Source organism: Absicoccus intestinalis (assembly GCF_033971885.1).
GTDB classification, from domain to species: Bacteria; Bacillota_I; Bacilli_A; order Erysipelotrichales; family Erysipelotrichaceae; genus Absicoccus; species Absicoccus intestinalis.
The window spans coordinates 123,461-137,630 of sequence record NZ_JALBUS010000002.1 but is presented as its reverse complement, the minus strand read 5'-3'; the positions used below and the strand labels follow the sequence as shown (position 1 = coordinate 137,630).

Annotated in this window: 19 protein-coding genes; 15 read left to right on the top strand and 4 right to left on the bottom strand. The window is 43.5% G+C overall.

Going from position 1 to position 14,170, the window contains the following annotated elements; genetic code table 11:
- The first annotated feature begins 6 nt into the window (after positions 1 to 6).
- The 4 genes from dnaK to MOZ64_RS01890 all read left to right on the top strand — a co-directional run bounded on the left by dnaK (position 7) and on the right by MOZ64_RS01890 (position 4,901).
- Complete coding sequence (gene dnaK / locus MOZ64_RS01905) at positions 7 to 1,812, top strand: molecular chaperone DnaK (RefSeq protein WP_320324932.1); 1,806 nt, start codon at positions 7 to 9, stop codon at positions 1,810 to 1,812.
- A 61-nt stretch (positions 1,813 to 1,873) separates the two neighbouring features.
- Positions 1,874 to 2,992, top strand: coding sequence for a molecular chaperone DnaJ (gene dnaJ / locus MOZ64_RS01900; protein WP_320324931.1), 1,119 nt, complete (start codon positions 1,874 to 1,876; stop codon positions 2,990 to 2,992).
- A 74-nt stretch (positions 2,993 to 3,066) separates the two neighbouring features.
- Positions 3,067 to 4,053, top strand: a complete 987-nt coding sequence (gene metA, locus MOZ64_RS01895; protein WP_320324930.1) for a homoserine O-acetyltransferase MetA — start codon at positions 3,067 to 3,069, stop codon at positions 4,051 to 4,053.
- On the top strand, positions 4,050 to 4,901 hold the full coding sequence (locus MOZ64_RS01890) for a patatin-like phospholipase family protein (protein ID WP_320324929.1): 852 nt from the start codon (positions 4,050 to 4,052) through the stop codon (positions 4,899 to 4,901). Before metA ends, MOZ64_RS01890 begins: the two co-directional genes overlap by 4 nt.
- A gap of 1 nt (position 4,902) precedes the next feature.
- Here MOZ64_RS01890 and MOZ64_RS01885 read toward each other — a convergent pair whose 3' ends face one another.
- Positions 4,903 to 5,319: a PaaI family thioesterase gene (locus tag MOZ64_RS01885; protein WP_320324928.1), complete on the bottom strand. Its 417-nt coding sequence runs from the start codon at positions 5,317 to 5,319 to the stop codon at positions 4,903 to 4,905.
- Positions 5,320 to 5,378: 59 nt separating this feature from the next.
- Here MOZ64_RS01885 and MOZ64_RS01880 point away from each other — a divergent pair, with 59 nt between their 5' ends.
- On the top strand, positions 5,379 to 5,915 hold the full coding sequence (locus MOZ64_RS01880; protein WP_320324927.1) for a hypothetical protein: 537 nt from the start codon (positions 5,379 to 5,381) through the stop codon (positions 5,913 to 5,915).
- A 219-nt stretch (positions 5,916 to 6,134) separates the two neighbouring features.
- Here MOZ64_RS01880 and MOZ64_RS01875 read toward each other — a convergent pair whose 3' ends face one another.
- The 3 genes from MOZ64_RS01875 to MOZ64_RS01865 all read right to left on the bottom strand — a co-directional run bounded on the left by MOZ64_RS01875 (position 6,135) and on the right by MOZ64_RS01865 (position 8,365).
- Entirely contained in the window at positions 6,135 to 7,088 is a 954-nt protein-coding gene (locus tag MOZ64_RS01875) for a tyrosine-type recombinase/integrase (protein WP_320324926.1), read from the bottom strand.
- Between the two features lie 232 nt (positions 7,089 to 7,320).
- Positions 7,321 to 7,719 (bottom strand): hypothetical protein, encoded by a 399-nt coding sequence (locus MOZ64_RS01870; protein WP_320324925.1) that lies wholly within the window; start codon positions 7,717 to 7,719, stop codon positions 7,321 to 7,323.
- 13 nt (positions 7,720 to 7,732) lie between these two features.
- Positions 7,733 to 8,365 (bottom strand): LexA family protein, encoded by a 633-nt coding sequence (locus tag MOZ64_RS01865; protein WP_320324924.1) that lies wholly within the window; start codon positions 8,363 to 8,365, stop codon positions 7,733 to 7,735.
- Between the two features lie 148 nt (positions 8,366 to 8,513).
- Here MOZ64_RS01865 and MOZ64_RS01860 point away from each other — a divergent pair, with 148 nt between their 5' ends.
- From MOZ64_RS01860 to MOZ64_RS01815, 10 genes are all read left to right on the top strand, one after another.
- The gene (locus MOZ64_RS01860; protein ID WP_317313202.1) at positions 8,514 to 8,717 is read left to right on the top strand and encodes a helix-turn-helix transcriptional regulator; all 204 of its coding nucleotides are present in this window, start codon (positions 8,514 to 8,516) and stop codon (positions 8,715 to 8,717) included.
- A 40-nt stretch (positions 8,718 to 8,757) separates the two neighbouring features.
- The gene (locus MOZ64_RS01855) at positions 8,758 to 8,973 is read left to right on the top strand and encodes a hypothetical protein (RefSeq protein WP_320324923.1); all 216 of its coding nucleotides are present in this window, start codon (positions 8,758 to 8,760) and stop codon (positions 8,971 to 8,973) included.
- The gene (locus tag MOZ64_RS01850; RefSeq protein ID WP_320324922.1) at positions 8,970 to 9,152 is read left to right on the top strand and encodes a hypothetical protein; all 183 of its coding nucleotides are present in this window, start codon (positions 8,970 to 8,972) and stop codon (positions 9,150 to 9,152) included. The genes MOZ64_RS01855 and MOZ64_RS01850 overlap by 4 nt, the downstream gene beginning before the upstream one ends.
- A gap of 16 nt (positions 9,153 to 9,168) precedes the next feature.
- On the top strand, positions 9,169 to 9,435 hold the full coding sequence (locus tag MOZ64_RS01845) for a hypothetical protein (RefSeq protein WP_320324921.1): 267 nt from the start codon (positions 9,169 to 9,171) through the stop codon (positions 9,433 to 9,435).
- Between the two features lie 16 nt (positions 9,436 to 9,451).
- The gene (locus MOZ64_RS01840; RefSeq protein ID WP_320324920.1) at positions 9,452 to 9,697 is read left to right on the top strand and encodes a hypothetical protein; all 246 of its coding nucleotides are present in this window, start codon (positions 9,452 to 9,454) and stop codon (positions 9,695 to 9,697) included.
- Positions 9,698 to 9,856: 159 nt separating this feature from the next.
- Positions 9,857 to 10,051 carry a hypothetical protein gene (locus MOZ64_RS01835; protein WP_320324919.1) on the top strand — a complete coding sequence of 65 codons (195 nt, stop codon included), beginning with the start codon at positions 9,857 to 9,859 and terminating at the stop codon, positions 10,049 to 10,051.
- 1 nt (position 10,052) lies between these two features.
- Positions 10,053 to 10,490: a hypothetical protein gene (locus tag MOZ64_RS01830; protein ID WP_320324918.1), complete on the top strand. Its 438-nt coding sequence runs from the start codon at positions 10,053 to 10,055 to the stop codon at positions 10,488 to 10,490.
- Positions 10,462 to 11,625 carry a DUF2800 domain-containing protein gene (locus MOZ64_RS01825; RefSeq protein ID WP_320324917.1) on the top strand — a complete coding sequence of 388 codons (1,164 nt, stop codon included), beginning with the start codon at positions 10,462 to 10,464 and terminating at the stop codon, positions 11,623 to 11,625. The genes MOZ64_RS01830 and MOZ64_RS01825 overlap by 29 nt, the downstream gene beginning before the upstream one ends.
- Positions 11,626 to 11,628: 3 nt before the next feature.
- On the top strand, positions 11,629 to 12,225 hold the full coding sequence (locus tag MOZ64_RS01820) for an ssDNA-binding protein (RefSeq protein ID WP_320324916.1): 597 nt from the start codon (positions 11,629 to 11,631) through the stop codon (positions 12,223 to 12,225).
- Positions 12,203 to 14,170 carry a DNA polymerase gene (locus MOZ64_RS01815; protein WP_320324915.1) on the top strand — a complete coding sequence of 656 codons (1,968 nt, stop codon included), beginning with the start codon at positions 12,203 to 12,205 and terminating at the stop codon, positions 14,168 to 14,170. Before MOZ64_RS01820 ends, MOZ64_RS01815 begins: the two co-directional genes overlap by 23 nt.

The following is a 14,170-nucleotide window of genomic DNA, read 5'->3' as shown; positions in this document are numbered from 1 at the left end:
TTGATTATGTCGAAAATTATTGGTATTGACTTAGGTACAACAAATAGTTGTGTTGCAGTAATGGAAGGTAAAGAGCCAAAAGTAATTCCAAACCCTGAAGGTAATCGGACAACGCCAAGTGTTGTTGCTTTTAAGGATGGCGAAAAGATCATTGGTGATGCGGCTAAGCGTCAAGCTGTCACAAATAAAAATACGATTTCTTCCATCAAACGTTTGATGGGTACAAGCCAGAAAGTCGAAGCGGAAGGAAAGAAATATACACCAGAAGAAATTTCTGCAATGATCCTGCAATATTTGAAAGGATATGCCGAAGATTATTTAGGTGAAAAAGTAACAGAAGCTGTTATTACCGTTCCTGCTTACTTTAATGATGCGCAACGTCAAGCAACAAAAGATGCTGGTAAAATTGCTGGTTTGGATGTAAAACGTATCATCAACGAACCAACAGCTGCTGCATTGGCTTATGGTATTGATAAAACAGATAAAGAACAAAAAGTATTGATCTATGACTTAGGTGGAGGTACATTTGATGTTTCCATCTTGGATCTAGCCGATGGTACATTTGAAGTATTGTCTACCAATGGGGATACCCATCTGGGTGGAGATGATTTTGATAACGTTTTGGTAGATTGGATGGCTGAAGATTTCAAGAAACAAAATGGTATTGATTTGAAGAACGATCCAATGGCTTTACAACGTTTAAAAGAAGCTGCTGAAAAAGCTAAGAAAGATTTGTCTGGTGTCATGCAGACACAAATTTCATTGCCATTTATCTCTGCAGGTCCTGCTGGTCCATTGCATTTGGATATGACGTTGACACGTGCACGTTTTGATGAAATGACAAAGTTTTTGGTTGATCGTACGATGCAACCAATCCGTAATGCATTGAATGATGCCAATATGAGCCCTAGTGACTTGGATCAAGTTTTGTTAGTTGGTGGTTCGACTCGTATCCCAGCGGTACAAGAAGCCGTTGCTCGTGAATTAGGTAAACAACCAAACCACAGTGTCAACCCAGATGAAGCTGTTGCGATTGGTGCTTCCATTCAAGGTGGTGTCTTAAGTGGTGATGTCAAAGATGTCTTGTTGTTGGATGTTACCCCATTGTCTTTAGGTATTGAAACAATGGGTGGTGTAATGACCGTATTGATTCCACGTAATACAACCATTCCAACGAGTAAGTCACAAATCTTCTCTACAGCTACCGATAACCAACCTGCCGTTGATATCCGTGTCTTACAAGGTGAAAGACCAATGGCCAACGACAACAAAGAATTAGGTAAATTCCAGTTGACCGGAATTGCGCCAGCTCGTCGTGGTGTGCCTCAAATTGAAGTTACCTTCGATATCGACTCCAATGGTATCGTAAATGTCAGTGCCAAAGATAAAGCTACAGGCAAGGAACAAAATATCACGATCCAGAACTCTTCTCGTTTGAGTGATGAAGAAATCGATCGTATGGTTCGTGAAGCCGAAGACAACAAAGAGGCGGATGAAAAACGTAAAGAAGAAATTGATTTACGTAACCGTGCAGAAGGTTTGATCGCACAGATCGATGCAACGTTGGAAGACAACAAAGATAAGATCGATGCAAAGCAAGCCGATGAAGTAAAGAAAATGCGCGATGACTTGCAAAAATCATTAGATGAGAATAATATGGACGATGTCCGTACAAAATTGGATGCATTGGAAAAAGCAGCACAAGCAGCCAGTGCCTCTATGTATGAACAAGCCGGTCAGCCACAATCCAATGATTCAAATCATAACACCAATGATGATGTTGTTGATGGCGAATACACGGAAAAGAACTAGTTTTTTAAGAGTTCCACAATTGTGGAACTCTATGCGTCTACAAAGAAAGGGATGATGTCTCATGGCAGATGAAAAAAGAGACTATTATGAAGTGCTCGGCGTTTCGAGAGATGCAACACCGGATCAAATTAAAAAGGCCTATCGTAAATTGGCTATGAAATATCATCCGGATGTGAATAAAGCGCCTGATGCAGAAGAAAAATTTAAGGAAATCAATGAAGCCTATGAAGTCTTAAGTGATGAAAAGAAACGTGCACAATATGATCAATTTGGTCATGCAGGTGTCGATGGTCAATTTGGTCAAGGATTCTCTGGTGGTTATAGTGATTTTGGCGATTTAAATGATATTTTTGGTTCTTTCTTTGGTGGTGGTTTTGGTGGTTTTGGTCAATCCTCACGTCGACAAGCCAATACACCACGTCAAGGAAATGATCGCGTCATGCAGATGAGCATTGATTTTATGGATGCGATCTTTGGCAAGACCGAAACCATTTCGCTTGAAGTGGATGAGCCTTGTAGCCATTGTCATGGAACAGGTGCCGAAAGTCCTTCGGATGTACAAACCTGTCCACACTGTCATGGTACCGGATATGTCATGACCCAACAAAGAAGTATGTTTGGTGTCATCCAGCAACAAACGGTTTGTCCAGAATGTCATGGTACTGGTAAGAAAGTAACGCATGCTTGTCATCAGTGTCATGGTAAGGGTTATGAGCATAAGCGTCAAAAATTGGATATCAAGATTCCACAAGGTATTCAATCCGGTCAACAGATTCGTATTGCCGGTAAAGGAGAACGTGGTGTAAATGGTGGACCAAATGGTGATTTATATATTGAGATCCATGTAAAACCACATTCAACCTTTAAACGACAGGGCGATGATATTTATATCACTGTACCGGTCAGTGCCATTGATGTGACCATTGGTACGAAGATCCAAGTGCCTACGGTGTATGGCGATGTTGAATTAAAGATTCCCGAGGGAACCCAGCCCAATACGAAATTCCGTCTAAAAGGCAAAGGTGTAAAATCTCGTCGTGGAAGTACGGGCGATGAATATGTAGAAGTCAAAGTTGAAATTCCAAAGCGAGTATCCAAACGAGATCGGGAATTGTATGAAAAAATTCGCGATGGACAGTCGGAATCGCCGTTCGAACGTTTTAAGCGTGCTTTTAAGTAGAACAGTGCCAAACACTGTTCTTTTTTTAAATTCGTTGTAGAATAGTACTAAACGACAAAAGGAGCCAAAAAACTATGCCTATTAATATTCCAAATGAATTGCCGGCAAAGGAAATATTAGAAAGTGAAAAGATATTTGCGATTGATGATGAGAATGCACGTCGTCAACGTATTCGACCTTTGCGTGTAGTTATTTTAAATCTCATGCCTAAAAAAATTGAGACCGAGACCCAAATTTTGCGACTCTTAAGTAAGTCACCTTTGCAGCTGGATATTGATCTGATGAAAGTTTCGAGTCATGAATCAAAGAATACGAGCAAAGATCATTTGGTAAAGTTCTATGAAAATTGGGATGTATTAAAAGAAAATTATTACGATTGTATGATCATTACGGGTGCCCCCGTTGAAGAAATGCCCTTTGAAGACGTGGACTATTGGGAAGAATTGACCCATATTTTTGATTGGACCAAGAGTCACGTGCTTTCTACGATGCATATTTGTTGGGGCGCACAAGCGGGATTGTATTATCATTATGGTATCCATAAATATCAATTGAAGGAAAAACTATTTGGGATCTTTCCACATGAATTGTGCGATGAATATGATTTCTTGACCAATGGTTTTGATGAGATCCATAATGTTCCGCATTCACGCCATACCAAAATTGATGAGAAAGAACTCGCAAAAGAAGATCGTTTGGTTGTTTTATCACGATCCAAAAAGACAGGCTCAACGATCATTGTGACCAAGGGATATCGTCAGATCTTTGTGATGGGTCATTTTGAATATGGAGTGGATACATTAGCCCAAGAATATTTCCGTGACGTGAATGCCGGAAAACCCATTCATGTACCCGAAAATTATTTTCCTAATGATGATCCGCATCAAAGACCGATCTTGACATGGCGTTCTCATGCGAATTTGTTGTATCGAAATTGGCTGAATTATGTTTATCAAACCACGCCATATCATATTGAAAAGATTGAAAAAGCCCCTTTATATCAAGGCTTTAGAGAAGATCATGGATATGCACAAGCATTCCGAAAGGAAGATGATGAATGAAAACAGGATTAGTACTAGAAGGCGGTGCCATGCGTGGTATGTTTACCGCCGGTGTATTGGATGTTTGGATGGAAAACAACATTACCTTTGATGGAGCCATTGCGGTTTCGGCTGGGGCTACGTTTGGGTGCAATCTGAAATCGCATCAACCCTATCGAGTGTTACGCTACAATAAGAAATATTGTCAAGATTGGCGATATTGTAGTTTTCGTTCTTTATTTTTGACAGGAGATCTATATGGTGCAGAATTTGATTATGATCGATTGCCAAAAAAATTAGATGTGTTTGATTCAGCAACCTTTAAAAAAGATCCAATGGATTTTTATGTGGTCGCAACCGATGCGAATACAGGTGATCCATTGTATCATCGTTGCATCGATGGCAAAGATAATGATCTGACTTGGATTCGTGGATCCGCATCGATTCCGGTATTTGCTCGTCCCGTCCATGTGGATGGATATACCATTTATGATGGTGGTGTGTCCGATCCGATCCCTTATAAAAAAATGTTTTCTTTGGGATATCAGAAACAAGTTGTTTTGTTGACGCAACCCGCATCCTATCGCAAACAACCACAAAAAAACATGAAGACATTGCGTGTACTGTTGAAACGATATCCAGAAGTCATTAAAGATCTGGAGCATCGTCATACATCTTATAATGCGACGTTGGATGCCATCAAAGTGTTAGAAGAAGACAAAAAGCTGTTTGTGCTTCGTCCCCAAGAGCCATTAAATATTGGTTCGATTTGTCATGATCCCGAGGAATTGGAACGGGTATATAAAATGGGACGGTTGGAAGCGGTCAAACAATTAAAAGCATTGAAAGCCTTTTTAGAAGAACAGTAAGTTACTTTTCTTCTTTTTTCTTGAGAAAATACATCGTAAAGGTAGCACGGGAAATGATGGTTTCTTCTTCATTGAATAAGAAAACTTCATAGTTGCCAATTGTATGGCCTCTGGATATTTCGGTCGCAATGGCCGTGATTTTTTTGCCGGTTGCAGGTTTGATGTAATTGATGGATGCATTCAGGGTCACACTTTCTCTGCCACTAGCGAAACTGGCTGTCCCTGCAGCGGTATCGGCTAAAGAAAAAAGCAGGCCGCCATGAACGATTTGAAAGACATTTAACATCGAATCATCGATGGTCATATCGACACGAGCATGGCCCTCCCAAGCTTCGACGATCGTCATATTGTGACGTTGCAGAAAGGCTGTGGAATGATTCATACGTTGGATCAGAGCAAGATTATTTTTTGGTTTCATGCTACTAGTGTAGCACAGTATGCTATAATACGACTATCGATTCAGGGAGGATATGAAATATGTCAGGTAATTGGACAAGTTGGTTGATCATGCTGATCTTGGTTGCTTATATGATTTATTCCGTATTTCATACGGTTCAAATCTATTCCAAGCATAGAAAAGCATTAACAGAATGGAAAAAAGTGAATGCCGATGCAGAATTGTTTGATGATAGTAAAGCTTGGGTCATTTCCAGTGGCATCATGGCCGTTGTTGGCATTGTGATCGCATTGAATATTCAATCGATGAATGTCAATGCCGATTCTGTTGGACTATACCGTGTGGCTTATATCATGATTTCCATTATTTTTATTAGTATGGTCTTTTCTTCATTGGCAAATAAACGAATGTGGTTTGTGAATGATGGTTTCTTTTTTGGGGATCGCTTTTTCAAATTTAAAGATATTGAGAAAAGAGAACCCATTGGTGGGATTGGATCTCATACGTTGCATTTAGTTTTTAAAGATAAATATGCCATTCAAATCAATAAAAAGATGGATGATAAGATCACACAAAAAACAAAAATGTGGAAAGCAAATAAAAAGAACCGTAAGTAATCACAAAATTTCACACATTATTGGCATAAATAAGCCATGATTGTTGTGTATTCTTTCTACAGAGCTAAGGAAAAGCTCACTTCATAATCAAATTCCCTTTCTTAAAACTTTCTTGAAAGCGCCTTGGGTTAAAATACGATACCTAAGGCGTTTTCATTTGTCTGAAAAGCTATCAATTTGTATCAAAGCCCCACAAAAGCCCCACAAAAGCCCCACAAATTAGATAGAGTTAACTGCTTCCAACAGGGTCGACACATCAAGATGGGTATACACTTTCTCGGTCACGTCCATCTTGGCACTATGGCCGAGTATCTTCTTGATCACCACGGGCTTGACATCTGCTTCCGTAAGCATACTTGCACAGGTATGCCGTGTATCATGCGGTGTATGATGCATGCGCAATGACTTGAGTACCGGATCCCAATGGTATTTTCGGAAAGTGGTATATGTATATGGCCGTATGCCATCACGACTGATAAGCGTATCGGCACCAACAGCCATCCACTCTCGATAGAACGGCAGGACCTTGTCGGCAATCGGTACCATGCGCACACCACTGTCGGTCTTAGAGTGGGTCACATCGAAATACTGATCATCAAGATGCACATCCTCGCGTCTGAGACTGAGAAGCTCATCGATGCGCACACCGGAGTATATCAGGGCCAGTATGATGCGCACGGTGCTGTCATCCGTATGTTTCCATAGCCGCTTGATCTCGATGGCCGTGAAGCGGTCATGCTCGGTACGGTTCGGATTCTTGTTGCGATACCTGGACAGGTCGATATAAGAAGATAAGTCTCGATCTGTGATGCCTTGTCCAATCGCGTACTTATACAAGGCATTCATCATGGATTTGAACCTTTTAAGCGTTGGTGCATTCTTGCCGGATGCGTCGATAGAACGGATGATATCCTGGACAGTCAGGTCCTTGAACTTCATACCATAGACAGGCTCGAGAATCTGAAAGGCCGCACGGTAGCCTTTTTGCGTCGATTCCGAGACGATGAGAAAGTGGTCGGCCGACCATGCATCATATACTTCCTTGACCGTCATGCCCCTCTTTTCGAAGCCATACGGCGAGCTGTGATATGCCCGGAGAAGCTCAAAAGCATCGGTCCAGGTCTCTGCATATCCAACTGTCTGAAACTTTTTTCTAACTTTCTGAACGTCCATATCAAGCTCTTTGGACACTAGTACCCTAGCCCTATATGGCTTTCTTCGTGTGCCAGGTAGCTTATCGATCCATCCAAATCCATTTGGTAACCGTCTTAATCTCTTTGTCATGTTTGTACTCATTCCTTTCTCGTGTTAAAATGAGCACATAAAAAGATTAATGATTGTCAGTCATTCTTTTTATGTGCAAGCCCTCTATGACGAGTACCAGTCGCCAGTGAGGGCGCTTTTTTTATTTGTCTTCTAGAATATCATGCGCTGTCTTTCCATTGAGCACCCGTTCCATTTCTTCTACATGCTTTCGTGTTTGGCTTGTCTGTTCAATTAGTTCGCCAAACGCGAAGATAAGTGTGCAGGCGATTGTAGATTCAAAAAGATATCTAACAAAGCTTGAAGAGTCGAATTCGGTCGTTGTTTCTGGTTTTTCATCATCGCTATAATCATCATCGCTATAATCATAATCATCATCGCTATAATCATAATCATCATCGTCATATTTATAATCATCATACAAATTAGAATAGTCTGTTGTTTCCACGTACGATAGCATTATCGATCCTGCGACGGCGATCACGAATAGAAAAATTGAACCAAATTTCAAGATCTTAGCAATAGTGTTTTCTGTTTTCATTTTTTCTCTCTCCTCACTGTTCAATACTGAACTTAAATTTATAACGCCCAATGATTCGGAAACACTCATTGGTTACGTCTACCATTATTGGGTCATACCTGTCATTGGCAGACTCCAACATGATCATGCCATTAGGCAGACGCCTATATATCTTGCAGTACGCCTTTTCGTTATCGATACAGAAAGACCCGATCATACCGTTCTCCAAGACTGACGTACGCTCGAACACAAGCACGTCACCGTCCTTGATGCCTTTATTGATCATACTATCACCATGTGCCGTGTTGGCGAAGTACTCCACACCAGGTGTCAGATATTTATCCGGTATGGCTATATAGTCCTCTGGGCGATCATCTACGAACATGCCCGTGCCACACGAGATATGGTCATATAATGGTATATTGACAGAGCTCGGCACGATACGGGCTTCTTTTGGTTCAACTAGATCGGCTTTTTCAACACCAAAATAATTAGCCATCTGCTCTATCTTATCGATTCGTGGGTAGGTGTTCCCCTTGATCCAATCCACAAAAGTGGTATACGGGATATCCAGATCCTTACAAATCTGTGTTCTTGTTTTACCGGAAATATCTAAAAATCGTTGGATGTTTCCAGCCATTATATCTTTATTTCCTAGGCTAGACATATAGAGATTCTCCTTTATTTAATTGCCTATATTATACAAGATTACCCGTAATAAATTCAAGATAAACCGAAAATATTACGGAAAAACCGTTGACATTACGGTTAAACCGTAGTACATTTGAGGCAGATAAAGAGAGGAGTTGATTGACATGCCAAGCGATATCAAAATGACACTGAAAACTGCAAGAGAAATTAAAAAGCTGAGTCAAGAAGACGCGGCTAGACTTATCGGTGTAAGCGTTGATACTCTAAGTAATTACGAGCGCGGAAAGACATTCCCCGACGTCGTAACACTTAAACGCATCGAGAAGGTTTATGGCGTTTCCTATAATCAGCTTATTTTTTTGACTTAAAATTACGGTTAAACCGTAATATACAAAAGGAGGATCACAAATGACCAGCTACAAAAGTGAATTAGAAATTGGGCTTCCATATGAGATCAGCATAGTGGTCAGAGCCTACATGAAGGAAAAAGGTGATGTCTCAAGAAAAGACCTAGAGGCCCTTATGGATGATATCAATCAAGTCACTAGTTCCACAACATATGGCATCTTTTGCGCTTTATGCCAAGAAGACGCGGATAAAAAGGATGAACACAAGAAATTATGAATTACGAATTTATGAAAAAAATAAACGACCACCGAATCCAAAAAGAAATTGACGCCCGAATTGCTCAGGACGCTCTTCGAGAAAAGGCGCGTCAAGAAAAACAGGACAAGCATGATGCTGCCATATTAATTACGGCATTCGTGGTATGCACCTTTGTGATAGGCCTTTTAGGAGGATAGAAAGGAGGCGATCGGAATGAGAGAGGATGAACAGGCGATATTACGTAATGCGATTCGAGAGGCGATCATAACGAGAGAAGACAAGCAAGCAATCTGTGATGCGCTTCTATTAGCACTAAAAAAGACACGACACCTATACGATCTTATCAGTCTTAAATACACCAAGATGGATGATGATGAAATCGTAGTAGCCGAATTCGAAAACGGCTATAAGAAAGAGATTTGTGTCAATCTCGATAGCGGCATAGCCATGATCGCAGATATAGCAACCAAGATTCTATAGAAAGGAGGCAAGAGCCATGAGAATTACCGTAAATGAGGCGGCGGATTTGTTGGAAAGAAATCCGGAATTTATTCGGATCGCCTTGCAACAGAAAGCATTGCCGATCGGTATCGCGATCCGGATGCATGGTAGTACAAGATACACGTACTACATCAATCCACCGGATCTGGCCAAATATATGAATATCTCACTAAAGGAGCTTGAGAAAAGAAAAGAGCGACTACACAGATTCGAAGGACGTAGCGCTCAGTGGGACCGATAAGAACCCACAAATAGTATAACACAATTTCGGTGTGCCTCGACCTGTCGATGGTCAAAAAGCAGATATAGCAACCCTGTACAACCATGTAATCTCCCCTAGTCAATTACCGACCATCGGCAGATCGGGGCGCATCGAGAAACAGAAAGAAGGAAAAAACATATGGACCAACTAATCATTAAAGCGAACGCAAAGACAAAATCAGAATTAAGAAAGCCTCTCATGATTAATGCGAACAACTTCGAAAAGATTCAAAAGATCGCCGAGGAAACAGGATACAGCAAGGGCGCGTTAGGCGATTTGCTCGTCGAATTCGCACTGAAGCGAATCGTTGTCGAGGACAATGAGGAGGATTAATATGGATATCAAATTAAGTATTGATGTGACTGACAAAGCACTTGAATTCAGTCGCAACATGGGTTCACTGTTTGTGAATTTGGGCGTGATCGACAAGGAAAGCCTTGAGCGATCGGCCAATCGTCCGGTACAGAAAGCACTGGACGAGCATGCAGAAAAGGTAAGCCATGAGCCACCAGTGGATGCGCCATGGAACACGGATCCGATTGAACCCGATCCCATCAAAATGGATCCAGCTGAGACAAGCACAGAATCAACTGGATCAGATATTAAAAAGCCTGAGTACTCATTCGAGGATGTACGAAAGGCCTGTGCAGACTTTCAACGCTCGCACGGAAAAGATGAGCTAAAGGCATTGTTTGATCAGTTCGGCGCCAAGAAGCTCCAACAGGTTCCAGAAGACCGCATGGATGAACTATGGAGAGCGCTTCATGCCTAGTCAACACGCAGTACTGAGTGCAAGTTCAAGCAACCGATGGATCCACTGCACACCAAGCGCCCGGCTCGAAGAAAGAGTACCGGAACAGGCAAGCATCTATGCCGCCGAAGGTACAGTCGCGCATGCAAAAGCTGAACAGAAGTTAACCAATTGGAAAGAAGGCCATCCACGACGCAAGGTCAAATGCGAGGATGGCGAGATGGACGAAGCTACGACTGCATACCGAGACTATGTGGTCGAAGTGTTCAACGAAGAAAAAAAGAAATGTGAAGGGACCGAGCTATATGTCGAGGTCCAACTGGATCTAACGCCATGGATCCCGGGCGGCTTCGGTACGGCGGATGCGATCGTAGTATCAGATGACACCTTGCACGTCATCGATCTCAAATATGGCAAAGGCGTGCCAGTCGATGCGCCGCACAATTCACAATTGATGCTTTACGGCGCCGGAGCTCTCAATCAGTTCGAGATGTACTTTGATTTTGACCAGATCAAGCTCCACATCTTCCAGCCGCGCCTGGATCACATCAGTACATATGACATGTATGTGGATGATCTGACCACTTGGCTAGCCATGGTGGTCAAGCCAAGCGCCGATATGGCCTGGAAGGGCGAAGGAAAGCAGAAGCCTGGAGAGTGGTGCCGCTTCTGCAAGGTCAAAGGAAACTGCAAGGCACGAGCCGAACAAATCCAGCAGATGAACGAGAGGTACAAGCAATTGGACGCCATGCTTCTAACAGATGATGAAGTAGCGCAGATACTGCCGATGCTTCCGGATGTCAAAGCCTGGACCAAAGATATCGAAGAGTTCGCGCTAAACCAGGCCTTAAACGGTACACATTACGACGGCTATAAAGTCGTTGAAGGTGTATCAAGGCGAAAAATAGTGGATCAAGAAATGGTGATGTCTATGCTCGATAAGGAAGGCTACTCGAAAGAAGCCTACATGAAAGCGCCGGAATTAAAGACCATCACGGCACTGGAGAAGCTTGTAGGAAAAAAGCACTTCTCAGAGCTTACCGAAGGCTGTATCGAGAAGCCGCAAGGCAAGCCTGTGCTTGTACCAGTTACCGATAGAAGACCGGAGTGGCAATCCGGTATCGATGATTTCAAAGATGAAAAAGAGGAGGATTAATTTATGCCAGTAAAAAGAGTAAAAACAGGATTAGTAAGATTTACATTTGTTCACTTAGCGGAGCCATATGCCTATAATGATGCACCAAACCCAAAATACAGTGTATCGATTCTTATCGATAAAAGCGATCACAAGACTTTGGAAACAATCAAAGATAACTACAACGAAGCCAAACAGGAGGGCATCGAGAAGTTTGGCCAATTGTTTGCGAACAAGGCCACGCCATTAAAAAGAAAGCCAGGAACGATCAACGGCATCCTAGTCGATTGCGATGAGGATGAGCGCTATATGGACAATACCGATTATAAAGGCAAATACATGATGACCGCCAAAGCAGTGACTGCACCGGATGTCTGCATCCTGTCAAAAGGGGTCGTCATGAAACTGCAACCGGAACAGATCAAAGAAGAAGTCTATTCCGGATGTTATGGCAAGATCACTTTCAATTTCTATCCATACAGCCGTACTGGTACCGGTATCGCGTGCGGTCTGTCCAATGTCATCAAAAAGAAAGACGGCGACTTTATGGGCGGCCGCGTGTCTGGACTTACCGACTTCGCCGATGAGGTCGAAGAAGATGACGATGATGATCTATTCTAAGATACTGCACATCGACCTGGAGACCTTCTCCAGTGTCGACCTCGCCAAGTGCGGCCTATACAAGTATGCAGAAAGCGACGACTTTCGCATACTTCTTTTTGGATATGCGTATGACGACGGACCGGTCAAGGTCATTGACGTCACCAAAGAGGATATACCGATTCCATTGAGGATGGATATCGCGGATCCAAAAGTGCTCAAGGTCGCGCACAATGCCAATTTCGAGCGCGTATGCTTATCGCAATATCTATGTTCTAAGGGTCACTATCTGCCGCCTGATCAGTGGGAAGATACTATGATCATGGCCAGTGAACAGGGATACCCAGCAAGCTTGGCACAATTAGGTCCGGCACTTGGATTGGGTGAGGATGAGACCAAGCTCGATACCGGACGGCGTCTTATACAGTACTTCTGCAAGCCGTGCAAGCCTACCAAGGCTAACGGCGGACGCACCATCAACCGACCGAAGGATGCTCCGGACAAGTGGGAGCTTTTCATTGAGTACAATCGCCGTGATGTGATCGCCGAGCGAGCCATATGGGACAAGCTCAATCGCATGACACCAATCAAGCCATCGGAGTGGGTCTACTGGTACATTGATCAGCGTATCAACGATCGAGGCATACAGATCGATATGGATATGGTATCTGCAATCGAGAGCTACGGTACGCATCACTCCGATGATCTGATGGCACGGGCCAAATTATTGACCGGTCTTGAGAATCCCCGATCCATCGTCCAGCTGAAAGGTTGGCTTGAGGAGAAGGAAGGACATAAGATCGATACGCTGCGCAAGAGCGCGATCGACGACATGTTGGAAAGTGACGATATCCAACCGGAAACGCGCGAGATGCTCGAGCTTAGAAAGGAGCTTGGCAAGACATCCGTAAAAAAATATGATGCCTTTACGCGCTCGGTATGCCTTGATGGACGGGTACACGGATGCTTTCAATTCTATGGCGGACGGACAGGACGATGGGCCGGACGATTGATACAGCCGCAGAACTTCCCAAAGCCTAAGTTTGATGATCTGGACACAGCGAGAAGCCTGGTCAAAGATGGCAACTGGGACGTGCTCGAGATGCTCTACCCGAGCATGAATGACGTGTTTTCTACGTTGATCCGTACGGCCATCATACCAAAGCCCGGATGTTCCTTTGCGGTCGCTGATTACAGTGCTATCGAAGCCCGTGTGATCGCCTGGCTTACGCGTGAAACATGGCGCATGAAGGTGTTCGAAAAAGGCGGAGACATCTACTGTGCATCGGCTTCGCAGATGTTCGGTGTGCCCGTGGTCAAGCATGGTGTCAATGGAGAACTGCGCCAAAAAGGCAAGATCGCGGAACTGGCGCTTGGCTATGGCGGCGGAGTACCAGCAATGAAGAACTTCAAAGCCGATAAACTCGGCATGTCCGAAAAAGAGATGCAGGAAACCGTCGACCGATGGCGCCGATCCAGTCCGCACATCCATAAATACTGGTACACTCTAGGTCACGCTTTCGAGGGCGCCATCCAGGGCGAAACAGTCACACTGGATCGCAATATGATGTGCTTCCGACATGGCAATCAGGTCTATATCCGACTGCCAAGCGGTCGTAATATCGCGTACGTCAACCCTCGTATCAAGGACGGTCATATCGAGTTCGACGGTCTCAACCAGGCGCACAAGTGGACGACCATTACAACATGGGGCGGCAAGCTGACCGAGAACGTTGTCCAGGCCATCGCCAGGGACTGCCTGGCCGAAACCTTCTACCGATGCGACAGAGCAGGTATACCGATCGTCATGCATGTGCATGATGAAATCATATGCGAGGTACCGGCAGAGCAAAAAGAGGAAATCTATAAAAAGATACTGGATATCATGGCCACACCGATCGAGTGGGCACCTGGACTGATGCTCAAAGGTGACGGCTTCACATCCAGCTACTATAAGAAGGATTGA

Excerpts from the sequence above, each read along its gene's own strand:
- dnaK (WP_320324932.1), top strand. The coding sequence starts at position 7 with ATGTCGAAAATTATTGGTATTGACTTAGGTACAACAAATAGTTGTGTT.
- MOZ64_RS01830 (WP_320324918.1), top strand. The coding sequence starts at position 10,053 with ATGGATATCAAATTAAGTATTGATGTGACTGACAAAGCACTTGAATTC.
- MOZ64_RS01880 (WP_320324927.1), top strand. The coding sequence starts at position 5,379 with ATGTCAGGTAATTGGACAAGTTGGTTGATCATGCTGATCTTGGTTGCT.
- MOZ64_RS01865 (WP_320324924.1), bottom strand. The coding sequence starts at position 8,365 with ATGTCTAGCCTAGGAAATAAAGATATAATGGCTGGAAACATCCAACGA.
- MOZ64_RS01860 (WP_317313202.1), top strand. The coding sequence starts at position 8,514 with ATGCCAAGCGATATCAAAATGACACTGAAAACTGCAAGAGAAATTAAA.
- MOZ64_RS01845 (WP_320324921.1), top strand. The coding sequence starts at position 9,169 with ATGAGAGAGGATGAACAGGCGATATTACGTAATGCGATTCGAGAGGCG.
- MOZ64_RS01855 (WP_320324923.1), top strand. The coding sequence starts at position 8,758 with ATGACCAGCTACAAAAGTGAATTAGAAATTGGGCTTCCATATGAGATC.
- MOZ64_RS01870 (WP_320324925.1), bottom strand. The coding sequence starts at position 7,719 with ATGAAAACAGAAAACACTATTGCTAAGATCTTGAAATTTGGTTCAATT.
- MOZ64_RS01885 (WP_320324928.1), bottom strand. The coding sequence starts at position 5,319 with ATGAAACCAAAAAATAATCTTGCTCTGATCCAACGTATGAATCATTCC.
- MOZ64_RS01850 (WP_320324922.1), top strand. The coding sequence starts at position 8,970 with ATGAATTACGAATTTATGAAAAAAATAAACGACCACCGAATCCAAAAA.
- MOZ64_RS01875 (WP_320324926.1), bottom strand. The coding sequence starts at position 7,088 with ATGGACGTTCAGAAAGTTAGAAAAAAGTTTCAGACAGTTGGATATGCA.
- dnaJ (WP_320324931.1), top strand. The coding sequence starts at position 1,874 with ATGGCAGATGAAAAAAGAGACTATTATGAAGTGCTCGGCGTTTCGAGA.
- MOZ64_RS01820 (WP_320324916.1), top strand. The coding sequence starts at position 11,629 with ATGCCAGTAAAAAGAGTAAAAACAGGATTAGTAAGATTTACATTTGTT.
- MOZ64_RS01890 (WP_320324929.1), top strand. The coding sequence starts at position 4,050 with ATGAAAACAGGATTAGTACTAGAAGGCGGTGCCATGCGTGGTATGTTT.
- MOZ64_RS01815 (WP_320324915.1), top strand. The coding sequence starts at position 12,203 with ATGACGATGATGATCTATTCTAAGATACTGCACATCGACCTGGAGACC.
- metA (WP_320324930.1), top strand. The coding sequence starts at position 3,067 with ATGCCTATTAATATTCCAAATGAATTGCCGGCAAAGGAAATATTAGAA.
- MOZ64_RS01835 (WP_320324919.1), top strand. The coding sequence starts at position 9,857 with ATGGACCAACTAATCATTAAAGCGAACGCAAAGACAAAATCAGAATTA.
- MOZ64_RS01840 (WP_320324920.1), top strand. The coding sequence starts at position 9,452 with ATGAGAATTACCGTAAATGAGGCGGCGGATTTGTTGGAAAGAAATCCG.
- MOZ64_RS01825 (WP_320324917.1), top strand. The coding sequence starts at position 10,462 with ATGAACTATGGAGAGCGCTTCATGCCTAGTCAACACGCAGTACTGAGT.